At 72.5% G+C, this 23,258-nt stretch carries 20 protein-coding genes; 6 read left to right on the top strand and 14 right to left on the bottom strand.

Features of this window, described 5'->3' with window-relative positions:
• Nucleotides 1-107: 107 nt before the first annotated feature.
• Genes IE274_RS06930 through deoC form a run of 3 tightly spaced genes read right to left on the bottom strand, consistent with a single transcriptional unit; the run spans nt 108 to nt 3,476 of the window.
• Nucleotides 108-1,037: an aldehyde dehydrogenase family protein gene (locus IE274_RS06930; protein ID WP_190114664.1), complete on the bottom strand. Its 930-nt coding sequence runs from the start codon at nt 1,035-1,037 to the stop codon at nt 108-110.
• A complete protein-coding gene (locus tag IE274_RS06925; RefSeq protein ID WP_190114663.1) occupies nt 1,030-2,487 on the bottom strand; it encodes an aldehyde dehydrogenase family protein in 1,458 nt (485 codons plus the stop codon). Before IE274_RS06925 ends, IE274_RS06930 begins: the two co-directional genes overlap by 8 nt.
• Before the next feature lie 5 nt (nt 2,488-2,492).
• Complete coding sequence (gene deoC / locus IE274_RS06920) at nt 2,493-3,476, bottom strand: deoxyribose-phosphate aldolase (RefSeq protein ID WP_190114767.1); 984 nt, start codon at nt 3,474-3,476, stop codon at nt 2,493-2,495.
• A gap of 169 nt (nt 3,477-3,645) precedes the next feature.
• Between deoC and IE274_RS06915 the strand changes: the two genes are divergently transcribed.
• Complete coding sequence (locus IE274_RS06915; RefSeq protein WP_198897830.1) at nt 3,646-4,101, top strand: MarR family winged helix-turn-helix transcriptional regulator; 456 nt, start codon at nt 3,646-3,648, stop codon at nt 4,099-4,101.
• On the opposite strand, the gene IE274_RS06910 is transcribed toward IE274_RS06915, so the two are convergent.
• Both IE274_RS06910 and IE274_RS06905 read right to left on the bottom strand, forming a co-directional pair.
• The gene (locus IE274_RS06910; RefSeq protein WP_190114661.1) at nt 4,083-5,201 is read right to left on the bottom strand and encodes an NAD(P)/FAD-dependent oxidoreductase; all 1,119 of its coding nucleotides are present in this window, start codon (nt 5,199-5,201) and stop codon (nt 4,083-4,085) included. The two genes, IE274_RS06915 and IE274_RS06910, sit on opposite strands and share 19 nt — an antisense overlap.
• 132 nt (nt 5,202-5,333) lie before the next feature.
• The gene (locus IE274_RS06905; RefSeq protein ID WP_190114660.1) at nt 5,334-7,667 is read right to left on the bottom strand and encodes a glycosyl hydrolase family 18 protein; all 2,334 of its coding nucleotides are present in this window, start codon (nt 7,665-7,667) and stop codon (nt 5,334-5,336) included.
• 179 nt (nt 7,668-7,846) lie between these two features.
• Here IE274_RS06905 and IE274_RS06900 point away from each other — a divergent pair, with 179 nt between their 5' ends.
• Nucleotides 7,847-8,815 (top strand): PH domain-containing protein, encoded by a 969-nt coding sequence (locus IE274_RS06900; RefSeq protein WP_190114659.1) that lies wholly within the window; start codon nt 7,847-7,849, stop codon nt 8,813-8,815.
• 681 nt (nt 8,816-9,496) lie between these two features.
• Here IE274_RS06900 and IE274_RS06895 read toward each other — a convergent pair.
• From IE274_RS06895 to IE274_RS06880, 4 genes are all read right to left on the bottom strand, one after another.
• Complete coding sequence (locus IE274_RS06895; protein WP_229909283.1) at nt 9,497-10,705, bottom strand: glycosyltransferase family protein; 1,209 nt, start codon at nt 10,703-10,705, stop codon at nt 9,497-9,499.
• Nucleotides 10,706-10,934: 229 nt separating this feature from the next.
• Nucleotides 10,935-12,602 carry a phospho-sugar mutase gene (locus IE274_RS06890; RefSeq protein ID WP_190114658.1) on the bottom strand — a complete coding sequence of 556 codons (1,668 nt, stop codon included), beginning with the start codon at nt 12,600-12,602 and terminating at the stop codon, nt 10,935-10,937.
• Nucleotides 12,603-12,699: 97 nt separating this feature from the next.
• Nucleotides 12,700-13,524 (bottom strand): purine-nucleoside phosphorylase, encoded by an 825-nt coding sequence (locus tag IE274_RS06885; RefSeq protein ID WP_164321331.1) that lies wholly within the window; start codon nt 13,522-13,524, stop codon nt 12,700-12,702.
• Nucleotides 13,525-13,670: 146 nt separating this feature from the next.
• The gene (locus tag IE274_RS06880) at nt 13,671-14,108 is read right to left on the bottom strand and encodes a gamma-glutamylcyclotransferase family protein (RefSeq protein WP_190114657.1); all 438 of its coding nucleotides are present in this window, start codon (nt 14,106-14,108) and stop codon (nt 13,671-13,673) included.
• Nucleotides 14,109-14,229: 121 nt separating this feature from the next.
• On the opposite strand from IE274_RS06880, the gene IE274_RS06875 reads away from it, so the two are divergent.
• Both IE274_RS06875 and IE274_RS06870 read left to right on the top strand, forming a co-directional pair.
• The gene (locus IE274_RS06875) at nt 14,230-15,678 is read left to right on the top strand and encodes an NAD(P)H-quinone dehydrogenase (protein WP_190114656.1); all 1,449 of its coding nucleotides are present in this window, start codon (nt 14,230-14,232) and stop codon (nt 15,676-15,678) included.
• 216 nt (nt 15,679-15,894) lie between these two features.
• The gene (locus IE274_RS06870; protein ID WP_190114655.1) at nt 15,895-16,884 is read left to right on the top strand and encodes a DeoR/GlpR family DNA-binding transcription regulator; all 990 of its coding nucleotides are present in this window, start codon (nt 15,895-15,897) and stop codon (nt 16,882-16,884) included.
• Between the two features lie 195 nt (nt 16,885-17,079).
• On the opposite strand, the gene IE274_RS06865 is transcribed toward IE274_RS06870, so the two are convergent.
• Together IE274_RS06865 and IE274_RS06860 are read right to left on the bottom strand one after the other, a co-directional pair.
• Nucleotides 17,080-17,637: a TetR/AcrR family transcriptional regulator gene (locus IE274_RS06865; protein ID WP_190114654.1), complete on the bottom strand. Its 558-nt coding sequence runs from the start codon at nt 17,635-17,637 to the stop codon at nt 17,080-17,082.
• A gap of 239 nt (nt 17,638-17,876) precedes the next feature.
• A complete protein-coding gene (locus IE274_RS06860; protein WP_190114653.1) occupies nt 17,877-19,649 on the bottom strand; it encodes an acetyl/propionyl/methylcrotonyl-CoA carboxylase subunit alpha in 1,773 nt (590 codons plus the stop codon).
• A 357-nt stretch (nt 19,650-20,006) separates the two neighbouring features.
• On the opposite strand from IE274_RS06860, the gene IE274_RS06855 reads away from it, so the two are divergent.
• On the top strand, nt 20,007-20,450 hold the full coding sequence (locus tag IE274_RS06855) for a hypothetical protein (protein ID WP_229909281.1): 444 nt from the start codon (nt 20,007-20,009) through the stop codon (nt 20,448-20,450).
• A 98-nt stretch (nt 20,451-20,548) separates the two neighbouring features.
• Here the strand turns inward: IE274_RS06855 and IE274_RS06850 are convergent, their stop codons facing one another.
• Together IE274_RS06850 and mmpB are read right to left on the bottom strand one after the other, a co-directional pair.
• The gene (locus IE274_RS06850; RefSeq protein WP_190114651.1) at nt 20,549-21,163 is read right to left on the bottom strand and encodes a nucleoside triphosphate pyrophosphatase; all 615 of its coding nucleotides are present in this window, start codon (nt 21,161-21,163) and stop codon (nt 20,549-20,551) included.
• Between the two features lie 61 nt (nt 21,164-21,224).
• Nucleotides 21,225-21,353: a morphogenic membrane protein MmpB gene (gene mmpB / locus IE274_RS39995; protein ID WP_268255557.1), complete on the bottom strand. Its 129-nt coding sequence runs from the start codon at nt 21,351-21,353 to the stop codon at nt 21,225-21,227.
• 152 nt (nt 21,354-21,505) lie between these two features.
• On the opposite strand from mmpB, the gene IE274_RS06845 reads away from it, so the two are divergent.
• Nucleotides 21,506-22,957 carry an FG-GAP-like repeat-containing protein gene (locus IE274_RS06845; protein WP_190114650.1) on the top strand — a complete coding sequence of 484 codons (1,452 nt, stop codon included), beginning with the start codon at nt 21,506-21,508 and terminating at the stop codon, nt 22,955-22,957.
• A gap of 85 nt (nt 22,958-23,042) precedes the next feature.
• On the opposite strand, the gene IE274_RS06840 is transcribed toward IE274_RS06845, so the two are convergent.
• On the bottom strand, nt 23,043-23,252 hold the full coding sequence (locus tag IE274_RS06840; protein WP_190114765.1) for an acyl-CoA carboxylase epsilon subunit: 210 nt from the start codon (nt 23,250-23,252) through the stop codon (nt 23,043-23,045).
• Between the last annotated feature and the right edge of the window lie 6 nt (nt 23,253-23,258).

The raw sequence follows: 23,258 nt of genomic DNA, 5'->3' as shown, positions 1-23,258 counted from the left end.
AAGACTTCGCCGAGGCGGGCGACATGGAGCGGCCTGCGCCGAGCCCCCTGAAAACGCCCTCAGCCCGCCCTGGACGGCGGGCGGGCTGAGGGCTGAAGCGGGGGCGGCTAGTAGGCGGAGCCCGATGCGCCCAGGGAGCCCGTGGGGTGCCAGACCGTTTTGGTTTCCAGGAACGTGGTCAGGCGGTGGGTGCCGGGGGCCGTGCTGAAGTCCGCGTCCGTGTCCACAGCCTGTGGACGCAGGACGCGCTTCAGGTTGTCGGCCGCCGCGATCTCCAGGTCCTTCGCCAGGTCGGCGTCCGCGCCGGCCAGGTCCAGGCCGTTCACGTCCTGGTGGGCGGCGAGGGGGAGGGCCAGCTCCGCGGTCCTGCCGCTGAGGACGTTGACGACGCCGCCCGGCAGGTCCGAGGTGGCCAGGACCTCGCCGAGGGAGAGGGCGGGGAGCGGGGACTTCTCGGAGGCGATGACGACCGCCGTGTTGCCCGCCGCGATCACGGGGGCGATGACCGACACCAGGCCCAGGAAGGACGACTCCTGGGGGGCGATGACGGTGACGACGCCGGTCGGCTCGGGGGTGGAGAGGTTGAAGTACGGGCCCGCCACCGGGTTCGCCCCGCCCACCACCTGCGTGATCTTGTCCGTCCAGCCCGCGTACCAGACCCAGCGGTCGATGGCCGCGTCCACGACGGCCGCCGCCTTGGACTTCGACAGGCCCTCCGCCTCGGCGACCTCGCGCACGAACTGGTCGCGGCGGCCCTCCAGCATCTCGGCGACGCGGTAGAGGATCTGGCCGCGCAGGTACGCCGTCGCCGTCGACCAGCCGCCGAACGCCTTGCGGGCCGCCACGACGGCGTCCCGCGCGTCCTTGCGGGACGCCAGGGGGGCGTTCGCCAGCCACTTGCCCTTGCCCGCCGCGGCAGCGGCTGATGTCGCTGTGGTCACCTCGTACACCCGGCCGCTCTCGGAACGCGGGAACTTGCCGCCCACGTACAGCTTGTAGGTCTTGAAGACAGTCAAGCGCTCGGACTTGTCAGACATCGAGGTACGCCTCCAGGCCGTGGCGACCGCCCTCGCGGCCGAAGCCCGACTCCTTGTAGCCGCCGAAGGGCGAGGTCGGGTCGAACTTGTTGAACGTGTTGGCCCAGACGACCCCGGCGCGGAGCCTGTTCGCGACCGCGAGGATGCGCGAGCCCTTCTCCGTCCAGATGCCCGCCGACAGGCCGTACTGCGTGTTGTTGGCCTTGGCCACGGCCTCTTCCGGGGTGCGGAAGGTGAGGACCGAGAGGACCGGGCCGAAGATCTCGTCGCGGGCGACCGTGTGCGCCTGGGTGACGTTCGTGAAGAGCGTCGGGGCGAACCAGTAGCCCGACGCCGGGAGTTCGCAGGGCGCGCTCCAGCGCTCCGCGCCCTCCGCCTCGCCCGTCTCGGCGAGCGCCGTGATGCGGGCGAGCTGCTCGGCCGAGTTGATCGCGCCGATGTCGGTGTTCTTGTCCAGCGGGTCGCCCAGGCGGAGGGTCGACAGGCGGCGCTTCAGGGAGTCCAGGAGCTCGTCCTGGATCGACTCCTGGACGAGGAGGCGGCTGCCCGCGCAGCAGACCTGGCCCTGGTTGAAGAAGATGCCCGTGACGATGCCCTCGACGGCCTGGTCGATCGGTGCGTCGTCGAAGACGATGTTCGCGCCCTTGCCGCCGAGTTCGAGCGTCAGCTTCTTGTCCGTGCCCGCCACCGTGCGCGCGATCTGCTTGCCCACGGCCGTGGAGCCGGTGAAGGCCACCTTGTTCACGTCCGGGTGGGCGGTCAGGGCCGCGCCCGCGTCGCCGTACCCGGGGAGGATGTTGACCACGCCCTTCGGGAGGCCCGCCTGGCGGCAGATGTCCGCGAAGAAGAGTGCGGAGAGGGGGGTCGTCTCGGCGGGCTTGAGGACCACCGTGTTGCCCGTCGCGAGCGCCGGGGCGATCTTCCACGCCAGCATCAGGAGCGGGAAGTTCCAGGGGATGACCTGGCCCGCGACGCCGAGCGGGCGCGGGTTCGCGCCGTAGCCGGCGTGGTCGAGCTTGTCGGCCCAGCCCGCGTAGTAGAAGAAGTGCGCGGCGACCAGGGGGAGGTCCGCGTCGCGGGTCTCCTTGATCGGCTTGCCGTTGTCGAGGGTCTCCAGGACGGCCAGCTCACGGCTGCGCTCCTGGATGATCCGGGCGATGCGGAAGAGGTACTTCGCACGCTCGGCGCCCGGCAGCGCGGACCACTTCTCGAACGCCTTGCGGGCCGCCTTCACGGCGCGGTCGACGTCCGCCTCGCCCGCCTGCGCGACCTCGGAGAGGACCTCCTCGGTCGACGGCGACAGCGACTTGAACACCTTGCCGTCGGCCGCCTCGGTGAACTCGCCGTCGATGAACAGGCCGTAGGAGGGGGCGATGTCGACCACCGAGCGGGACTCGGGTGCCGGTGCGTACGCGAACGGGGATGCAGGTGACACGTTTTCCGTCTTCATGGGTCTCAGTCCACCGTCACGTAGTCGGGGCCGGAGTAGCGTCCGGTGGCCAGCTTCTGGCGTTGCATCAGCAGGTCGTTGAGCAGACTGGACGCGCCGAAGCGGAACCAGTGGTTGTCCAGCCAGTCCGCGCCCGCGGTCTCGTTGACCAGGACCAGGAACTTGATGGCGTCCTTGGTGCTGCGGATGCCGCCGGCGGGCTTCACGCCCACCTGGACACCGGTCTGCGCGCGGAAGTCGCGGACCGCCTCCAGCATGAGCAGGGTGTTCGCGGGGGTCGCGTTCACCCCGACCTTGCCGGTCGACGTCTTGATGAAGTCCGCGCCCGCGAGCATGCCGATCCAGCTCGCACGGCGGATGTTGTCGTACGTCGAGAGTTCGCCGGTCTCGAAGATGACCTTCAGGCGGGCCTGCGCGGAGACCTCCTTCACGGCGACGATCTCCTCGTACACCTTCAGGTAGTCGCCCGCGAGGAACGCGCCGCGGTCGATGACCATGTCGATCTCGTCCGCGCCCGCCGCCACCGCGTCGCGGACGTCCGCGAGCTTCACGGCCAGCGCCGCGCGGCCCGCGGGGAACGCCGTCGCCACCGAGGCGACCTTCACGTCCGTGCCCGCGACCGCCTGCTTCGCCGTCGCCACCATGTCCGGGTACACGCACACCGCCGCCGTGCGCGGCGTCGTGCGGTCCGTCGGGTCCGGGTGGACGGCCTTCGCGCCCAGCGCGCGGACCTTGCCCGGGGTGTCCGCGCCCTCCAGGGTCGTCAGGTCGATCATGGAGATGGCCAGGTCGATGGCGTACGCCTTGGCCGAGGTCTTGATCGAGCGCGTCCCGAGGCCCGCCGCGCGGGCCTCCAGACCGACCGCGTCCACGCCCGGGAGGCCGTGGAGGAAGCGGCGGAGTGTGGATGCCGACGCGGTGACGTCAGCGAAGGGTTGCGGCGGCCCTGCGGGCGCGGCTGTCCTTGGGGGTGATGGCGTCGTCGGCATAGTCACGAGGGGAGCATATCTACGCGCGTAGCGGCGTGTACAGGGGGCGGGTGGGGGTGGGTGCCCCCGCGGGGCGCCCCGGGCCCGCCCTGCCACCGGAACCAAGGGGCTCCGCCCCCTGGGACCCCCGGTCTAGGGTGGGGGGATGGGGAAAGCCGTCGATGGGCCCATGGGGGTCGCCACCGCTCTGGTGCGGTCTGCGTTCCTGGTCAATGCCGTGTATGCCGAGTCCAGCCGGGCGTACGGGATCACCGCTCAGCAGGGGCAGCTCCTGTGTGTGCTCATGGCGCAGCCGTACGGGATGAGTGAGCTGGGGGCCGCCCTCGGGCTTGCCAAGTCCAGTCTTACGGGGCTCGTCGACCGGACCGCCCGGCGCGGGCTGGTGCGGCGGGAGGCGGATCCGGCCGACGGACGGGCCATCCGGGTGGCGCTCACCGAGGAGGGGAGCGTGCTCGTGGACGAGTTCTACGCCGCCACCTGCCGGCGCATGGACGAGCTGCCGCTCGGCTTCGGCGAGGCCGAGCGGGCTCAGTTGGCCGGGCTGCTCGGGCGGCTCGTGCTCGACAACGACGTGCCGGTGGTTTTCGGGGACGAGGTCGGGTCCGGTCAGGTCCCGTCCGCCTGAGGGGCGGTGTTGAACAGGTCCGCGAAGCGGTCTGTGAAGAGCGTTCTGCCCTTGTGTTCCGCCACCGTTTCCGGGGGCAGGATCTCGGCGCCGCCCTCCGTCGGCAGCTGGCCCACCCCACCCGCCGGGCCGAGGGGGAGCGGGACCGCCGGGACGGGGGAGGGGCGGTAGGTGGCCGTGGGCTCCTCGTCGCGCGTCCGCGCCAGGATGTTCTGGGCCACCACCTCCGCGTGCCGCATCGCGTAACCCGCCGTCTTGGCCTCGGCCAGGTCCGTGAGGTCGCCGAGCGCGTACACGTGGTCGTGGCCCCGGACGTTCAGTGACTCGGTCACCGGGACCTGGCCCTTGGGGGTGCGGGGGGTGAGGCGGCCGTCGCTCAGGTAGCCGCTGTTGGTGCGCACTCCGTGGCAGCGGAACCAGATGTCCGCCGTCAGCTCCTGCGCGTCGGCGCCCGTCGTGGCCACCGTGAAGGTCTTCGCCTTTCCGGGGTCGGCGGGCGGCTCCTCCGTCAGGGTCGTGGACAGGCGCACCTCCACGCCCAGGCCGGAGAGTTGGCGGTGCAGGTCCGCGCGCAGGGCGGGGTCGAAGCCCGGGAGCAGTTCCGCGCCCGGGTCGACGATCGTCACCCCCTTGTCCGGCCACACCGCCTTGATCTCGCCCGCCAGCTCCAGGCCCACCGGCCCCGCGCCCGCGATCAGCACCCGGTCCGCGCCCGCCAGCTCCTCGTGCGTGGCACGCGGGCGGGCCAGGGCCTCGGCGGTGTCGTCCGTGTCCGCCTTGGCCGGGAAGGCGTAGCCGGAGCGGGTCGCCAGCGCGAGGTAGTCGGCTTCGACGCGGGCGCCGGGGGCGAGGGTGACGCCGTCCGGGTCGACCGAGGCCGCGTACTCCCGTATGACCTTGCCGCGCCGCAGCAGCCCGTCGTACGGGAAGAAGGTGTTGCCCGCCCGGTCCGGGCGGACCAGGGCGCGCAGCGATCCGGCCGCGTGCACGAAGGCGTCCTTCGGCTCGATGAGGACGACGTCGGTGTGCTCGTCGAGCGCCTTGGCGACCGCGGCGCCGCCGTAGCCCCCGCCTGTCACCGCGACGGTTTTGCTGCTCATGTGTCCACTCGCCGTTGTCGTGCGCGGCCCGCGGTCGGTCGGTGTGCGTGCGCCCGGCGCGGGCCGCGCATTTAGTTCGCATCACGAATAGTATTAGTTCGTGATGCGAACTTCAATGAGGCGTGACGGCGCTCACTTCAAGCCGTTGTCCAAGGCCGTCATGAGCGTGCCGGTGGGGGTGTCGCCCGACATCTCCCAGACCATCCCGCCGAGCAGGCCCTTCGATCTGATCCACTCGGTCTTCTTGCCGATCGACCAGGTGTCGTCGAAGCTCCACCACTGGCCGCCGTTCCCGGTGTAGCCGTAGGTGGATATGGACTGTTCGTCGTGGTGGACGGTGAGGTTCGGGACCGTGGTGATCAGGTTGTGGTAGCCCTTCGTCCCCGCCTCCTCGGGGAACTGGCCGGGGGCCGCGCCGTTCGCCGACTGCCATTCGCCCTTCGCGCCGCCGTCGGCCACTTCCTTCCAGCCGCGGCCGTAGAACGGGAAGCCGATGGTCAGCTTGCGCGGGTTGACCCCGGCGTCCAGGTAGGTCTGGATCGCCTTCTCGACGCTGAACTCGAAGGGGTACGGGTCCTGGGCGTCGCGGCGCAGGTTGGCCTGGTGGCCGGTGCGCTTGGGCTCCCAGGAGTTGTCGCTGCCGGCGCCGTGGAAGTCGTAGCCCTGGACATTGGCGAAGTCCAGGTACTCGAAGATCTTCTTGATGTCCCAGCCCGCCTCGATCTTCACCGGGTCGGCCGGGGTGAACGCGGTCAGGAGCTTGTGGCTGCCGCCGGTCGCGTCGAGCTGCTTGCGGAACTCGGCGAGCAGCGCCGTCAGGTTGTCCTTGTCGGCCGCGCCGTAGTGGTTGCCGGGGTGGCCCTCGGAGCCCGGCCACTCCCAGTCGATGTCGATGCCGTCGAAGACGCCCGCGCCGGTGCCGGGGCCGCCCGCGCCGTTGTAGAGGGGCAGGTCGCCCTTGATCCAGGTGTCCACGCAGGACTTGACGAACTTCGCGCGGGAGGCCGGGGTCGCCGCCGCGTCCGCGAAGAACTTCGAGAACGTCCAGCCGCCGAGCGAGACCACGACCTTCAGGTGCGGGTGCTTGGCCTTGAGCTTCTTCAGCTGGTTGAAGTTGCCGCGCAGCTTGCCCCAGCCGTCGTCGGCCACCCCGTCCACGGACTGCGCGGCGGAGAACGCCCGGCCGTAGTCCGCCTCCGCGTCACCCGCGCCGGTGCCCTCGTCCGGGTCCTGCGGATTGCCGGACACGCCCTTCACCACTCCGGCGAGGCAGGTGTGGTTGGTCGGATCGACGTTCTCGAAGGCGTAGTTGATCACGTCGAGCTTCGCCGCCGCCCCGGACGTGTCCAGGTTCTTCACGAAGTGCTGGCGGCCGTAGATGCCCCACTGCGCGAAGTAGCCCACCTTGAGGTGATTACCGGGACCGGCCGCGTCGTCCGTGGTGACGCTCACGGTGTTCGAGGCGGGGGAGGAGTTGTCGGCCGTGTCCCGCGCCTTCACGGTGAACGCGTAGGTGGTCGCGGGGGTCAGGCCCTCCACGGTCGCGGTCGTCGCCGCGGCCGGGACCGTCTTCACCAGCGCGTCGCCACGGTAGATGTCGTACGCGGCCACGCCCACGTTGTCCGTCGACTTCTCCCAGGCCAGGGCCGCCGACACCTGCGTCTTGCCGGTGGCGCGCAGATTGCCGGGCGCGGTCGGCGGGGTCGGGTCGGTCGACGGGTCGACGGTCGTCGCCGTGACCGGGGTGCTCTGGGGGCTGGTGTTGCCGCGTCGGTCCTTGGCGCGGACGGTGAAGGTGTAGCGCGTCGCCGGGGTGAGGTCGGTGACCGTCGCGCTGTTCGTCGCCGAGGTCGCCACCACGTTCTCGCCGCTGAGCACCTCGTACGTCGTGACCGGGTAGTCGCCCGCCCCGGCCGGGGGCCAGCCCAGCGAGATCGTGCGGGACGTGGCGGTGGTGACCGTCGGGGTGCCGGGCGCCGTCGGCGGCTTGTCGGGTGTGCCGTCGCACTTGTCGCCGTTGATCGTGCAGCCCGTCGGCGTCCCGACCGGCCCCCTGCCCGTGAACTGGTAGCTGTACGGCTCGGTCGAACCGCCCGCCGGGACCCGGCCGTTGTAGTACGCGTTCTTCACGGTGACGTGGCTGCCGGACACCGTCGCCTCGCCGTGTGTGTGCCCGCTGACGGTGACGCCCGGCGGCAGGTCGAACTCCAGCGTCCAGGCCGTCGACGGCGCGGACCCGCTGTTCCGGACGACGTACTTGCCCTGCCAGGACGAGCCGCTGCCCTCCGTCGTGAACGTCGCGGTGAGCGTGCCCGCCGCGTGCGCGGGGGCCGCCGTGAGGGCGGTGAGCAGGGAGAGCGGGAGCAGCAGGGCGATCAGCAGCGCGGCGGTGCGGCCGTGCACGGCTTCGGTCGCTCTTCGTAAGACTCCTGGCGTTCTCCTGGATCCTCTTTCCGTGGGGGTCATGACTCTCCTCGGGGGTGTGTCGTGCGGGTGACTCCTTGGAGGTTCGCGTGGCGCCGGTTCCTCGCGCCGCCGACTGGTTGTCGGCGTACATGACAACCCTCGACCGTACTAGGTCTGGACCAATCCCCATACCCCCGCCGCGCGCGGCCGCCGTCATCGCGTCAGGCAGAATCAGGCCCATGACGAGCGACCCGCAGCCCACCCCGGCGGAGCAGGACCCGGCGACCCCGGCGAGTCCGGCCGATCCGGGGAAGACGGCCGACCCGGGTGAATCGGCGGCCCGACCCAAGGCGGCAGCCCCGGCGCGGGCGGCGAAGCCGGACGACGCGGTGCAGGCGACCGACGCGGCGCAGGCGACCGACGCGGCACAAGCCGACGTGGCGACGTCGGCCGACGCGGCGAAGGCGGCGGCCCCGGCGAAGGCGGCTGCCTCGGCCAAGTCGGCGGCCCCGGCCAAGGCGGCAGCCCCGGCCAAGGCGGCAGCCCGGGTGAAGTCGGTCGACGCGGCCGACCAGGCAGCCGACCAGACCGACCCCGTCTACAAGGACCGCGGCTACCGGTCCCACGGAGCCATCGCCGGTGGCGTCCTGCTGCTCGCCATCGGCGCCTGGCTCGGCATCGACGCGCTGATCCGGGGCGAGGGACGCACCCCGTGGGTGGCCCTCGCCGGGCTGTTCTTCGCGGTGCCCCTCGTCATCGCCTACACCCTGCGGCCCGCGGTGTACGCCAACGAGGACCGGCTGCGCATCCGCAACCCGTTCCGCACCATCACGCTGCCCTGGGGCGCCATCTCCGGACTGCGCTCCGGCTACTCGAACGAGGTCTTCACGCAGGACGGCACCAAGTTCCAGCTCTGGGCCATCCCCGTCTCGCTGCGCGGCCGCAAGAAGGCCGCCCGGCGCCACGCCCAGCAGGTCGCCGCGGACGACCCGGCCGCGAGCCGCGTCCGGCCCGGCGCCCCGGGCGCCACCCACCCCCACACCCGCGACGCCGGTGACCAGTCCATGGACGACCTGCGGGAGATCGCCGAGCGGCGCGAGAACGCCGAGGCCGCACAGGGCGAGCCGGTGGTCCGCTGGGCCTACGAGATCCTGGCGCCCAGCGTCGCCGGAGCGGTGCTCCTCGCGGTGCTGCTGGCCGTGGGCTGACGAGCGCGGGTGGGCTGACGGGTCCGTGGGCCGGATGGGCCGGGTGAGTCGGATGGGCCGGGTGGGCCGCGAGGCGCCCGGCTCGGCCGCGCCCTTGTCGGCCCGCCCCCGACCGCCCGCCGCCGTCCGCCTCGGTTCCCTAGGGCCTGTCCGATGGGTCGGCGTGGAGGAAGCAGCGGCGTCATGGGGGTCCCCCTGTTCGAGCGAAGCCGAGAACTCGGGGGAGCGTGCGATCGCAAGGCGCCGGAAGGTCCTCGGATGGGGTCTCCCCTGCTCGTACGAAGCCGAGAGCTTGGGGAAGTGCCAGACGCCGCGACGTCGCGCCGACCCATGGCCCTAGCCCCGCGCGCCGCTCCGGCCCGTCCGGAGGCCCGGAACCCCCGCCGCCCCCACACGCCACCACCACGCAAGCCACCACTCCCCGAAGCCCCCACCACCCCGAACCCGCCCATCCATGCGACGCCCCCCATTCCGCCCCGCCGCCGCCCCGCGGCGAATCAGCAACTACCCCTGATACACCGCCCACCGCCCCGGGGTTCCCCTCCGCGGGCCCCCAATTCCCCGCAGCGTTTCCCGCGGGATTTCCTTGGCGCCTCCCTCGGCATTTCCCTCAGTCGCCCGCACCGTGCGCGGGAACTCGACCGGGCCGCTCACGTCGAAGACCACCGCCGACAACACCGCTCACGGCGGCCCCAGCCACACCAGCAGCATGTGCCCGCCGAACGCCGCCGACGTCAGTGCCGCCGTCGAGAGCACCGCGAGCGTCACCCGGGTACGGGCCCGTGCGAGCGCGAGGGCCACCGGGAGGAGCAGGGGGAAGCCGGGCAGCAGGAAGCGGGCGCGGGGGAAGTAGACGCCGCTGGAGCCGAGCACGATCGCGACCAGCAGCCCCGTGAACACCAGGAGCGGCAGCGGCTGTTCGCGCCCGGCCACCGACAGGACGTACAGCACGAGCGCGCCGAGCAGGACGAGCGTCACCAGGACCAGGAACAGTTGCGGGCGCTCCACCAGGAACAGCCGCTTCATCCAGCGCAGGGTGCCGATGCCGCCGTCCCACTCGTTGTGCCACAGCTTCTGCACCGCGAAGTAGCCGTCCCAGCGGCCGAGGCGCGCGCCCACCCAGCCGACGTACGCGAGCCAGCCGAGCGGCGCGAGCAGCGCGCCGGTCAGGGCGCGGGCGTCGAAGCGGCGGCGCAGCGCGAGCAGCGCGGTGAGGGACACGGCGGCGGCGACGGCGACCCCGGTCGGCCGGGTCAGGCCCGCGAGCGCGGCGAGCGCCCCGGCCCACACCCAGCGGCCGGTGAGCACCGCGTACAGCGACCAGGCCGCGAGCGCCGTGAACAGCGATTCCGTGTAGCCCATCCACTGCACGAGGGCGACCGGCAGGCAGGCCCACAGCGTCACCAGGAGCACGCCCGCGCGCCGCCCGTGCAGCCGGTCGCCGACCTTGAAGATCCCCCACGCCGCGAGGAACGAGCAGCCGACGGCGAGCGCGAGCCCGACCCCGCCGCGCGGCGCCGGGAGCAGCGCGTCGCCCGCCCGGATCAGGAGCGGGAACAGCGGGAAGAACGCCAGGTTGTTGGTGTCGAAGGCATGCCCGAGGGTGTCCGCGTAGCCGTCCGCCGCGATCCTCAGGTACCAGTCGCAGTCCCAGGACTCGGCGAGCAGATGCCACAGTTCACGGTGCTCGCGGCGGGCCCAGACGGCGAGGACGAGCAGGCCGAGGACGCGGACGGCGGCGTACGCGAGGAGCGCGGGCGCCGCGTACCGCAGCGCGCGGGCCGCACGCCGGTGCGCGGCCGCGCGCGGGGCCTTGGCGCGGGGGCGGCGGGAGGCGGGTACGCGGGTCGGCGCGGTGGTCGACAGGTCGGAGGGTGGTCCGTACGGCACTGCGGCTCCCGGTACGAGAAGGTGCGCTACCGGTCGACCCTTCCCGAGGGACCGGTGGCGCAGCGGGGAGCCGCGTCAGTCGCCGTACCGGAACCACCCGTACGGGTGGCGGGGGTGGGGTGGAGGTGACGCCGCCTGGACGACGTCACCCACGCGGCCGAACGAGCCCGTACGAGCCGCCCGCCCCGTCGTACGCGAGCACCCGCAGCCGTCGCGCCCCCCCCGCGCCTCAGATCCCCGCAGCCCCCGCCAGATCCCGCTTCAGCGCGGCCAGCAGCTCCGCCGCCTTCTCATGGGCCCCGGGGAGCGCGGCGCGGTCCGCGACCGGCACCACGACCTCCAGGTAGCACTTGAGCTTCGGCTCGGTGCCGCTGGGGCGCACGATGACGCGGGCGCCGTCGAGGGTGTACCGCAGGCCGTCCGTGGGCGGCAGCGTCTCCGTGCCCTTGGTGAGGTCCTCCGCGCGGGTCACCGCGAGCCCGGCGAGACGCTCCGGCTGCCGCTCGCGCAGGCGCCGCATCGCGGCCGCGATCAGCGACAGGTCCTCCACGCGCACCGACAGCTGGTCCGTGGCGTGCAGGCCGTGCTCCACGGCCAGGTCGTCGAGCAGGTCGAGGAGCGTGCGGCCCTCCTCCTTCAGCTCGGAGGCCAGCTCCGTGATCAGCAGCGCCGCCGTGATGCCGTCCTTGTCGCGTACGCCCTCGGGGTCGACGCAGTAGCCGAGGGCCTCTTCGTAGCCGTACCGCAGGCCGTCGACGCGGGCGATCCACTTGAAGCCCGTCAGCGTCTCCTCGTAGCCGAGGCCCGCCTTCTCGGCGATGCGGCCGAGCAGCGACGACGACACGATCGACTCGGCGAACACCCGGCCGCCGTCCGCGGACACGCCCCGGCGCACCAGGTGCGCGGCGAGCAGCGCGCCGACCTCGTCGCCGCGCAGCATCCGCCAGTCCCCGTCGCCCCCGGGCACGGCCACCGCGCAGCGGTCCGCGTCCGGGTCGTTGGCGATCACCAGGTCGGGGCGCGCCTCGCGGGCCGTCGCGAAGGACAGGTCCATCGCGCCCGGCTCCTCCGGGTTGGGGAAGGCGACCGTCGGGAAGTCCGGGTCGGGCTCCGCCTGCTCCGCGACGAGCACCGGCGCGGGGAAGCCGGCTCGCGCGAACGCCGCGAGGAGCGTGTCCTTGCCGACGCCGTGCATGGCCGTGTAGACGGTCCGCGCGGTCCGCGGGGACCCCGCGGCCAGGACGGCGTCCGTACGCGCCAGATAGGCCTCCAGGACGTCCTCGCCGAGGGTTTCCCAGCCGCTGTCAGGACGCGGTACGTCGTGCAGGCTCCGTACGGCGTCGATCTCGGCGGCGATCTCGCCGTCCGCGGGCGGCACGATCTGCGAGCCGTCGCCCAGATAGACCTTGTAGCCGTTGTCGCGCGGCGGGTTGTGGCTGGCCGTGACCTCCACGCCCGCGACCGCGCCCAGGTGCCGTATGGCGAAGGCGAGGACGGGGGTCGGCAGGGGGCGCGGCAGGACGGCGGCGCGCAGGCCCGCGCCGGTCATCACGGCGGCGGTGTCGCGCGCGAAGTCGGCCGACTTGTAGCGGGCGTCGTATCCGATGACGACGAGACCGCCGCTGTGGCCCTTGCCCTTCAGGTACGCCGCCAGGCCCGCCGCCGCGCGGATGACCACGGAACGGTTCATCCGCAGCGGTCCCGCGCCCAGCTCGCCGCGCAGTCCCGCGGTGCCGAACTGCAGCGTGCCCGCGAACCGCGCGGCCAGCTCCGCCAGGACGGCCAGGGTGCCCGGCGCCGCGTCGACGAGCTTCGCCAGCTCCTCGCGGGTCTCCGGGTCCGGGTCCTCGGCCAGCCAGGCCCGGGCGCGGGCGATGAGTTCTCCGTGGTCCTGCACGTGTGGTCGGCCTCTCCGTGAAGGGGGTCTTGCTGTGGACGGCGTACCCGCCCGGGGCGCGGACCGATCCGCCGCGCCCCCGGCGGGGTCGGACGGGTCAGATGCGGCCCAGGACCTGCCCGAGCAGCTCGCCCATCCGCGTGGCGGAGTCGCGGCCCGCCTGCAGGACCTCTTCGTGGTTCAGCGGCTCGCCCGTCATGCCCGCGGCGAGGTTCGTCACCAGGGAGATGCCGAGGACCTCGGCGCCCGCCTCGCGCGCCGCGATGGCCTCCAGGACCGTCGACATGCCGACCAGGTCCGCGCCGATCGTGCGGGCCATGCGGATCTCGGCCGGGGTCTCGTAGTGCGGGCCGGGGAACTGGGCGTACACGCCCTCTTCCAGGCTCGGGTCGATCTCCTTGCACAGCGCGCGCAGCCGCGGCGAGTACAGGTCCGTCAGGTCGACGAAGTTCGCACCGACGATCGGGGACGTCGCCGTCAGGTTCAGGTGGTCGCTGATCAGCACGGGCTGGCCCGGGCGCATGCCCTCGCGGAGGCCGCCGCAGCCATTGGTCAGCACGATCGTCTTGCAGCCCGCGGCCACGGCGGTCCGTACGCCGTGCGCCACCGCGGCCACGCCGCGGCCCTCGTAGTAGTGCGTGCGGCCCAGGAAGACCAGGGCGCGCTTCGCGCCGACCTTGAAGGAGCGGATGCGGCCGCCGTGGCCCGCGACCGCCGGCGGCGGGAAGCCCGGCAGCTCCGTGACCGGGAACTCGGCCTCGGGAGCGCCGAGGGCCTCGACGGCCGGTGCCCAGCCGGAGCCCATCACCAGGGCCACGTCGTGGGTCTCGGCGCCGGTCAGCTCGCGGAGGCGGGCCGCGGCGGCGTCGGCGGCGGCGTAGGGGTCGCCCTGGATGTCGTCCGGAATAACTGAAGCGTTCACGCCGACGAGGGTAGCCGGTTACGCCCTACGCGCGTAGATGACGATGCCCACGGGATCCGGATCGTTGCCTTGTCGTTTCCGACGAAGTCGGCTGCGCGGGCGGGGGCGGAGCCCCCGTAGTGCCCGCCGTGCCCGTAGCGCCCGTCCTAGCAGGGACGTTTGCGGAGGTTCATGACGTAGTCGTGCGGTGCCCCCGCCGACTCCGCCGCGTCGGCGAGCTCGCCGAGGTAGCGGGCGGAGGGCAGGCCGCCCTCGTAGCCGTTGAGGACGTACACCCAGGCGGCCTCCTCGCCCTCAAGCGTGTGGACGCGGATCCGCATGCGGCGGTAGATGTCGAGGCCGACACCCTCCCACCGGTCCATGGAGTCCTCGTCCATCGGGGCGATGTCGTACAGCGCGACGAAGACCTGCGAGCGCGGCGCCTCGACGATGGTCGCGAGCGCGCCCTCCCAGCCCATGTGCTCGCCGCCGAACGTCAGCCGCCAGTCGTTGAGCCAGCCGGTCGCGCGCAGCGGCGAGTGCGGTGCGCGGCGCGTCATCAGCCGCGCGTCGAGATTGCCGGCGTACGCGGCGTAGAGCGACATGACCACGAGACTACGGCAGCCGGGTGTACCCCTCTTGCCGCAACCGTCACTCCCGTGGTCACCGGCGTGGCCGCCGCTACGGAGGGCCCCGGGGGTACGGGTCGCCCGGTCGTGCGGGACAATGGAGTACGTGACTCGGATCGTGATCATTGGTGGCGGACCCGGCGGATATGAGGCGGCCCTGGTGGCCGCCCAGCTCGGCGCGGAGGTGACCGTCGTCGACTGCGACGGTCTGGGCGGGGCGTCGGTGCTCACCGACTGCGTACCGTCGAAGACCCTGATCGCGACGGCCGAGGTGATGACCACCTTCGACTCCTCGTACGAGGAGCTGGGGATCATCGTCGAGGACGACACCCCGCACATCGATCAGGCGGCCCGCGTCGTGGGCGTGGACCTCGGCAAGGTGAACCGGCGTGTGAAGCGGCTCGCGCTCGCGCAGTCGCACGACATCACGGCGTCCGTGACCCGGGCCGGAGCACGCGTCATGCGCGGCCGTGGGCGCCTGGAGGGCCAGCAGGCCATGGACGGCTCCCGCAAGGTCGTCGTGCGTGCCGCCGACGGCTCGGAGGAGACCCTCGTGGCCGACGCCGTCCTGATCGCCACCGGCGGCCACCCGCGTGAGCTGCCGGACGCGCAGCCCGACGGCGAGCGGATCCTGAACTGGACGCAGGTGTACGACCTCGACGAGCTGCCCGAGGAGCTCATCGTGGTCGGGTCGGGTGTGACGGGCGCCGAGTTCGCCGGTGCCTACCAGGCGCTCGGCTCGCGGGTCACCCTCGTCTCGTCGCGCGACCGCGTGCTGCCCGGTGAGGACCCGGACGCCGCCGCCGTCCTGGAGGACGTCTTCCGCCGCCGCGGCATGAACGTCATGGGCCGCACCCGCGCCGCCTCCGCCAAGCGCGTGGGCGACCGCGTGGAGGTCACCCTCGCCGACGGCCGCGTCATCACCGGCTCGCACTGCCTGATGGCCGTCGGTGCCATCCCCAACAGCGACGGGATGGGCCTGGAGGAGGCCGGGGTCAAGGTCAAGGAGTCCGGGCACATCTGGACCGACCGGGTCTCGCGCACCTCCGCCCCCGGCGTGTACGCCGCCGGTGACGTCACCGGCATCTTCGCCCTCGCCTCGGTCGCCGCCATGCAGGGCCGCATCGCGATGTACCACTTCCTGGGCGACGCGGTGACCCCGCTGAACCTGAAGACGGTCTCGTCGAACGTCTTCACCGACCCGGAGATCGCGACCGTCGGCTACAGCCAGGCCGACGTCGACGCCGGAAAGATCGACGCCCGCGTCGTCAAGCTCCCGCTGCTCCGCAATCCGCGCGCGAAGATGCAGGGCATCCGCGACGGCTTCGTCAAGATCTTCTGCCGTCCGGGTACGGGAATCGTGGTCGGCGGTGTCGTCGTCTCGCCCCGCGCATCGGAACTGATCCATCCCATCTCGATCGCGGTCGACAACAATCTGACGGTGGAGCAGATCGCTAACGCCTTCACCGTGTACCCATCGCTTTCGGGCTCGATCGCCGAAGTCGCCCGTCAGTTGCACACGCGTAAGGTCGCCGGGGAGGCCTGATCCCGACCGTTCGGTCAGCGGGCGCCGATCGGCCGATGTGATCGTCCGGTCGGCCGGAATCAACTCTCCGCAGGTCACAGCCTGTTGCCGACCATTCGCTCGGCATAGGCGCGGAGAGTACCCCCTATACCACTTCCACCCCTACTGTGCGAACAACTTCTGTAATTCGGCGCAAACTGCTGAAAGCAGACGGTCGTTGGGGTTACTGTCAGTTTCGTGTTCGCTGCAGAACGTCGCCAATTGATCCTCGAAATGGTGCGGGCCAACGGAGCGGTGTCGCTCCGTGAGCTCGCCCGCGTCGTCCAGACCTCCGAAGTGACCGTACGGCGGGACGTGCGCGCGCTGGAGGCAGAAGGACTCCTCGACCGCCGACATGGCGGTGCGGTATTGCCGGGCGGATTCACGCGGGAGTCCGGCTTTCCGCAGAAATCACATCTCGCGTCCGCCGAGAAGACGGCCATCGCCGATCTCGCGGCGGGTCTCGTCGAAGAGGGCGAAGCCATCGTCGTCGGGGCGGGTACGACCACGCAGGAGCTGGCCCGCCGGCTCGCGCGGGTGCCCGGCCTGACCGTCGTCACCAACTCCCTGCTGGTGGCGCAGGCCCTCGCCCACGCCAACCGGGTCGAAGTCGTCATGACCGGCGGCACCCTGCGCGGCTCCAACTACGCGCTGGTGGGCAGCGGCGCCGAGCAGTCCCTACAGGGTCTGAGGGTGTCGCGGGCGTTCCTGTCGGGCAGCGGCCTGACCGCCGAACGTGGCCTGTCCACCTCCAACATGCTGTCGGCGAGCGTGGACCGCGCGCTCGTGCAGGCCGCCGCGGAGGTGGTGGTCCTCGCCGACCACACCAAGCTCGGCACCGACACGATGTTCCAGACGGTGCCGACGGACGTCATCACACGTCTGGTCACGGACGAGCCGCCCGCGCACGACGACCGCGCGGCGACCGAGTTGCAGGCACTGGCCGACCAGGGCGTGCAGATCGCGGTCGCCGGAGCGTCAGCGGGCCCCGGCCAGGCCCCCGGAGTTGACTCCGTCCCAGCAGGCCGGCAGCCACGCAGAGACGTGCCGTTGCCCGGTCAGCGGCGGGGGCACGGGGGCCATGGCGCGGGGCCCGGCGCCGGGCCGCAGTTGCGCAGCGCGTCCGTCCTCGGTGAGCAGCAGGGCGGGGAGCGGGCGGCGAGGGTCGCCGACCTGCGCAGACGGTAGCTGGCCCCTGGGCCCTGGGCGGGAGGGTGGGCCCCTGCTTGCCCGGCGGGCGGCCTGTGCCTGCTCCTTGGCCGGGGGTGCCCCTTGCCGGCGCTGCGCGCCTCGTCCTCAATCGCCGGACGGGCTCTCTCCGGTCCGCCCGGCCCTTTTCCCGTCCCGCCCGGCCTTTCTTCGCTGGAGCCTCCGCAGGCGCCTTCAGGCGCCGGGTTCCGCCTTGAGGCCGCGCAGCGTCAGGGTCAGGAGGCGGTCCGCCAGTTCCGGGTCGTCCGGGGACTCCTCCGCCGCCAGGGCGATCGCGTTCGTGAGCTGGAGCAGGTCGTCGATCGACACGCCCTGGCGTACGGCGCCCGCCGACTGGGCGCGTTCCAGGAGCTTGGTGCCTGCCTCCCGCATCGGGCGGCTGCACCGGGCCAGCGCCGAACTGTCGTCCCGGGAGGCGGACATGAGGGCGTGGGCCAGCCCGCGGTACTCACCCGCATGAGTGATGATCGCTCGTAGCCAGTCCACCAGGGCGGTGCACGGCTGCGGGGCGTCCAGGAGGTCACCGGAGCGGGTCAGGAGGTCGCTCACCGCGTCCTCGAAGACCGCGCTCAACAGGGCGTGGCGGGTGGGGAAGTGGCGGTACAGGGTGCCGATGCCCACGCCCGCGCGGCGGGCCACGTCCTCCAGGGAGGTGTCCGTGCCGTGTTCCGCGAACGCGGTGCGGGCCTCGCTGAGGAGCCGCTGGTAGTTGCGGCGGGCGTCGGCTCGCATGAGGTCTCCTCGCGGGGGCGTCCCAGTCCCGCCCCTTCTCCGAAACCGGGGGCTTGCGCCCCCGGACCCCCGCTGATCGGTGCTCCGCGCCTCGTCCTCAATCGCCGGACGGGCTGGAACTAGCCGGGGCGGGCTAAAGCCTTGCCGCACCGGCAAGTAATTCAGCCCCTCCGGCGTTCGCGGAGCGGGGGTCTGGGGCAGCGCCCCCAGGTTCGGGAAGGGGCGGGGTTGGGGAGTACTCAGTCCTTGATCTCGCAGATCGCGGCGCCCGACGTCAGCGACGCCCCGACCTCCGCCTGCAGGCCCTTGACCGTACCGGAGCGGTGGGCGTTGAGGGGCTGTTCCATCTTCATGGCCTCCAGGACCACGATGAGGTCGCCCTCCTTGACCTCCTGGCCCTCCTCGACCGCGACCTTGACGATCGTGCCCTGCATGGGCGAGGCGAGGGTGTCGCCGGAGGCGGCGGGCCCGGACTTCTTGGTCGCGCGGCGCTTCGGCTTGGCACCCGCCGAAAGCCCCGTGCGGGCCAGGGACATTCCCATACCGGCGGGCAGCGAGACCTCGAGGCGCTTGCCGCCGACCTCGACGACGATCGTCTCGCGGTCGCCGTCCTCTTCCTCGGCGTCGCCGCCCACGGGCGCGAACGGCGGGATGTCGTTGACGAACTCGGTCTCGATCCACCGGGTGAAGACCGTGAACGGCTCGTCGGAGCCGGTCAGTTCGGGCGCGAACGCCGGGTCGGCGACCACCTTGCGGTGGAACGGGATGGCGGTGGCCATGCCCTCGACCTCGAACTCGGCCAGCGCACGGGCGGCCCGCTCCAGGGCCTCCTTCCGGGTGCGGCCGGTGACGATCAGCTTGGCGAGCAGCGAGTCCCAGGCCGGGCCGATGACCGAGCCGGACTCGACGCCCGCGTCGAGGCGGACACCGGGACCGGACGGGCCGTCGAACCTGGTGACCGTGCCGGGCGCGGGCAGGAAGCCCCGGCCCGGGTCCTCGCCGTTGATGCGGAACTCGAAGGAGTGCCCGCGCAACGCCGGGTCGTCGTAGCCCAGTTCCTCGCCGTCGGCGATGCGGAACATCTCGCGGACCAGGTCGATCCCGGCGACCTCCTCGGTGACCGGGTGTTCCACCTGGAGGCGGGTGTTGACCTCCAGGAAGGAGATCGTGCCGTCCACGCCGACCAGGAACTCCACGGTCCCGGCGCCGACATAGCCGGCCTCGCGCAGGATCGCCTTGGAGGCGCGGTACAGCTCGGCGTTCTGCTCGTCGGTCAGGAAGGGCGCGGGGGCCTCCTCGACGAGCTTCTGGTGGCGGCGCTGCAGCGAGCAGTCACGGGTGGAGACGACGACCACGTTGCCGTGCTGGTCGGCCAGGCACTGGGTCTCCACGTGCCGCGGCTTGTCCAGGTAGCGCTCCACGAAGCACTCGCCGCGACCGAAGGCCGCGACGGCCTCGCGCACCGCGGAGTCGTACAGCTCCGGCACCTCTTCGAGGGTGCGGGCGACCTTCAGGCCGCGGCCGCCGCCGCCGAACGCCGCCTTGATGGCGATCGGCAGGCCGTTCTCCTCGGCGAACGCGACGACCTCGTCCGAGCCCGCTACCGGGTCCGGCGTGCCCGCGACCAGCGGGGCACCCGCGCGCTGCGCGATGTGCCGGGCGGCGACCTTGTCACCGAGGTCACGGATCGCCTGCGGCGGCGGGCCGATCCACGTCAGTCCGGCGTCCAGGACGGCCTGGGCGAACTCCGCGTTCTCGGAAAGGAAGCCGTAGCCCGGGTGGACGGCGTCCGCCCCCGAGTCCTTGGCCGCGGCGAGCACCTTCGCCATGTCCAGGTAGCTGGTGGCCGGAGTGTCACCGCCAAGAGCGAACGCCTCGTCAGCGGCCCGCACATGCAGTGCGTCCCGGTCGGGGTCCGCGTAAACGGCAACGCTCGCGATCCCGGCATCCCGGCACGCCCGGGCGACCCGGACAGCGATTTCGCCACGGTTGGCGATGAGCACCTTGCGCACGATGGCTCCCTCCTTGAAACAAGCCGAGTTTAGGGACTGCCGACACGACCTCACGACCCGTCCCCAATGGTGAGCTTGCCCACACGGAGCGTGATCCGAGGTCCTGTCGATCCCCGAAATCCCTTGTCGCACCGTGGTACGCAGGGTCCTTTCCCGGCAGCGTAGCCCTCCGGTGTGGTCAAGGTCTCTGTGAGGCAGTGCTGCGGCGCGCGGTCATTCTTTGTGGAGTCCCTACGAATGGCCCAAGGATTCTTTGCCTGCGGTACAGCCCTTGTCCTTGGGTTTACCCGTTAGTAGCGTGCCGATGTCTCACACGTACTAGCGGTAACAGCGGTCGGCAGAGAGTGGGTGGGCGCCGTGGCGCGCAGACCAGTGGCGTGGGTGGGCGCGATCGCGCTCTGGGCCGAGGCGGTCGGGATCGTCCTCCTCAACTGGTTCCTCGGGCTCGTCGTCGACAAGCAGGACATGTCGATGGGCGGCCTCGACCCGCACGCGATGAGCGTGGGCGCGTGGGTCGCGGGCGGCCTCTTCGGGCTCTACCTCGCGGTGTGCGGCCTGGCGCTCGCCCGTACCGCCGTCCGCGACCGCGCGCCCGGCCGCTTCGGGAAGCCCCTGCTGATCAGCGCCGCCGTCGTGCACGGTCTGCTGGGCGCGTTCGCGGTCGGCCTGGTGGGCTGGCTCGCGTTCGTCTTCATGATGGTGGTGCTCGGGCTCATCGTGCTGCCGCTGGTGGCGTACGACCGGAGGGCCGCGGCGGGCGTGGACGGGACGCCGGGGAACGGCGCCCCGCAGACTGCCTGAGCGGCCCCCTGAGGCTGCCCGAGCGGCCGCGTAGGTCTGCCTGCGCGGCCGCTCGGGTCTGTCTGCCCAGCCGCTCGGGTCTGCCCCTGAGACTGCCCCTAGGGCCTGTCCGTCCACAACTCCGTGATCCCGACGCCCAGTTCCCCGAGCAGGCGCCGCAGCATCGGCAGCGAGAGGCCGATCACGTTGCCGTGGTCGCCGTCGATGCCGTCGATGAACGGCGCCGAGCGGCCGTCGAGCGTGAACGCGCCCGCCACGTGCAGCGGTTCACCGCTGGCCACGTACGCGGCGATCTCCGCGTCGGACGGCTTGCCGAAGCGGACCACCGTCGACGCGGTCGCCGCCATGTGCTCGCCGGAGAGCGTGTCGTACACGCAGTGCCCGGTCTGCAGGACGCCCGCGCGGCCCCGCATGTCCTGCCAGCGGGCGGTGGCCTCGGCGACGTCCGCGGGCTTGCCGAGGGCCCGGCCGTCCAGCTCCAGGACCGAGTCGCAGCCGACGACCAGGGCGCCGTTGGCCTCCGGGCGGGCCGCGACCACCGACGCCTTCGCCACGGCGAGGGCCTTGGCGAGCTCGGCGGGGGTCGGCGCGGTCACCGCGTCCTCGTCGACGCCGCTGACGATCACCTCGGGCGCGAGGCCCGCCTGGCGCAGCAGGCCGAGCCGGGCCGGGGACTGGGAGGCGAGGACGAGACGGCGGGGTTGATCGCTCATGCGGTCAGCCTAGCGAGCGCCGCCGGGCGCCATGGTGCGCGCCCCGGGCGGTCCCGGCGGCTCAGATCACGCCCAGGACGACCATCGCCACCACCATCGCGAGGGCGAGCAGGACACCAGCGCGGCGCATCTTCGCCTGCATCTCCCGCATGTCCTTGGGCGGGTCGTTCTCCGGGTCGGACCACAGCATGGCTCCGATGGTGCGACCGGCCCGCGGCCCGCGCCTGAGTACGCGTACTCAACTTCCCGCGCTTCCCGCCCCGAGTCCGTTCACCCGTACAACCCCCGCCCGCCGCCCGGAGTCAACCAGCCGAGGGTTTCCAGGGAACGGAGCGAACCGATATGCGCAAGATGCGCAGAAGTGTCCTGACCGCGGTGGCGACGGCCGTGACGGCCGCCGCGGGACTGCTGGTCCCGCTGTCCGGCACCGCCGCGGCGGCCCCCGCCGCCCCCGAGGCCGCCGACTTCAACGGCGACGGCTACGGCGACCTGGTGCTCGCCACCCCCAAGGCCACCGTGAACGGCGTCAAGAAGGCCGGGCACGTCGCCGTCCTGTACGGCTCGGCGCGGGGCGTCGAGGGCGGCCGCAAGGCGCTGCTCAGCCAGGCCTCCGCGAAGGTGCCCGGCACCCCGGAGGCCGGGGACCGGTTCGGGGGCGCGTACGACACCGGGGACCTGGACGGCGACGGGTACACCGACCTGGTCGTCGGCGTGCCGGGCGAGAACGACAACGCCGGGCTCATGACCGTTCTGTGGGGCGGCCGGGGCGGGCTGGACAACGGCGGCCTGAGCACGGCGACGCCGCACCCGGACCTCGACCTGCACTACGGCCAGTCCGTCGTCGTCGGCGACTTCGACGGCGACGGCAAGCAGCAGCTCGCCACGCACTCGTACTACGGCGCCGTCAGCCTGTCCGGTGACGGCTTCACCCGGACCAGGGCGCCCGAGCAGCGGCGGCTCTCCCTCGGCGACACCGACGGCTTCCGGCTCGTCGAGCGCCTGGACGCCGGTGACTACGACGGCGACGGCGACGACGACCTGCTCGCCTCCGGCATCGAGAACGCCGAGGGCGACGAGCTGAACGGCTGGTTCGGGCACTGGTCCGGCGGCCGCGACGGCATGGAGTTCACCGACCAGCCCGCCGCCCTGCCTCCGACCCGCACCGGCCTGAAGGGCTCCGGCGACATCGACAAGGACGGCTACGCGGACGTCGTCGTCACCGACTTCAACGTCGGCAAGGGCGGCGGCGTGGGCGTCTACTACGGCGGCCCCGCCGGACCCGGCACCGGCGGCAAGACCGTCCTCGACCAGGACAGCCCGGGTGTACCGGGCGTGGACGAGGGCGCCGACGAGTTCGGCGCGAGCGCCGCGGTCGGCGATGTGGACGGCGACGGCTACGCGGACGTGGCGGTGGGCGCGCCCGCCGAGGACGTCGACGGCCGCGTCGCCACGGGCGCCGTCACCCTCCTCAAGGGCTCCGCGTCCGGCCTCACCGGCGCCGGCGCGCAGGCCCTGAACCAGAGCACCGCGGGTGTGCCCGGCGCCGCCGAGGACGACGACCGCTTCGGCTCCGCCGTCCACGCGCGGGACACGAACGGCGACGGCCGTGCCGAGGTCGTCGTCGCGGCGACCGGCGAGGACGTGTTCCCCGGCGCGCGCTGGTCCGACGGCTCGAACTGGGTGCTGCGCGGGTCGGCCGCCGGGGTCACGGCGACCTCTGCGTACGCGCTCAGCGAGAAGGCGTTCGGGCTCACCTACCAGAACAAGAGCTTCGGGTCGGTGCTCGGGAGCTGATCCGGGGGCCGGGCCGTGGGGCGCGCACGGATCGCGCGCGCCCCACGGACACCCGTGGTCACCCCGGCCGGACGGACAGCCTTGGTCACCCCGGCCAGTACGTGCGGCTCCACGCCGCCGCGCCCGGTGCGGGCATCCGCTCGCGGGCCACCCGCGCCGGGTCCGCCCAGGCGGCCGGGATCGGGGGCGCGCCGGACGGCGCGTTCGCGGCCGCCGCGGCGCGCGCCTGGACCACCGCCAGGGCGGCGGCCAGCTCCTCGGGGGTGGGATTGCCCCGTACGACCTTGATCACAATGGCTCC

The sequence above is a fragment of the Streptomyces flavofungini genome (assembly GCF_014650815.1).
GTDB lineage: Bacteria > Actinomycetota > Actinomycetes > Streptomycetales > Streptomycetaceae > Streptomyces > Streptomyces flavofungini.
This window is presented reverse-complemented; position numbering and strand designations above follow the sequence as displayed.

Excerpts from the sequence above, each read along its gene's own strand:
- IE274_RS06930 (WP_190114664.1), bottom strand. The coding sequence starts at position 1,037 with ATGTCTGACAAGTCCGAGCGCTTGACTGTCTTCAAGACCTACAAGCTG.
- IE274_RS06925 (WP_190114663.1), bottom strand. The coding sequence starts at position 2,487 with ATGAAGACGGAAAACGTGTCACCTGCATCCCCGTTCGCGTACGCACCG.
- deoC (WP_190114767.1), bottom strand. The coding sequence starts at position 3,476 with ATGCCGACGACGCCATCACCCCCAAGGACAGCCGCGCCCGCAGGGCCG.
- IE274_RS06915 (WP_198897830.1), top strand. The coding sequence starts at position 3,646 with ATGGGGGTCGCCACCGCTCTGGTGCGGTCTGCGTTCCTGGTCAATGCC.
- IE274_RS06910 (WP_190114661.1), bottom strand. The coding sequence starts at position 5,201 with ATGAGCAGCAAAACCGTCGCGGTGACAGGCGGGGGCTACGGCGGCGCC.
- IE274_RS06905 (WP_190114660.1), bottom strand. The coding sequence starts at position 7,667 with ATGACCCCCACGGAAAGAGGATCCAGGAGAACGCCAGGAGTCTTACGA.
- IE274_RS06900 (WP_190114659.1), top strand. The coding sequence starts at position 7,847 with ATGACGAGCGACCCGCAGCCCACCCCGGCGGAGCAGGACCCGGCGACC.
- IE274_RS06880 (WP_190114657.1), bottom strand. The coding sequence starts at position 14,108 with ATGTCGCTCTACGCCGCGTACGCCGGCAATCTCGACGCGCGGCTGATG.
- IE274_RS06875 (WP_190114656.1), top strand. The coding sequence starts at position 14,230 with ATGGAGTACGTGACTCGGATCGTGATCATTGGTGGCGGACCCGGCGGA.
- IE274_RS06865 (WP_190114654.1), bottom strand. The coding sequence starts at position 17,637 with ATGCGAGCCGACGCCCGCCGCAACTACCAGCGGCTCCTCAGCGAGGCC.
- IE274_RS06850 (WP_190114651.1), bottom strand. The coding sequence starts at position 21,163 with ATGAGCGATCAACCCCGCCGTCTCGTCCTCGCCTCCCAGTCCCCGGCC.
- mmpB (WP_268255557.1), bottom strand. The coding sequence starts at position 21,353 with ATGCTGTGGTCCGACCCGGAGAACGACCCGCCCAAGGACATGCGGGAG.
- IE274_RS06845 (WP_190114650.1), top strand. The coding sequence starts at position 21,506 with ATGCGCAAGATGCGCAGAAGTGTCCTGACCGCGGTGGCGACGGCCGTG.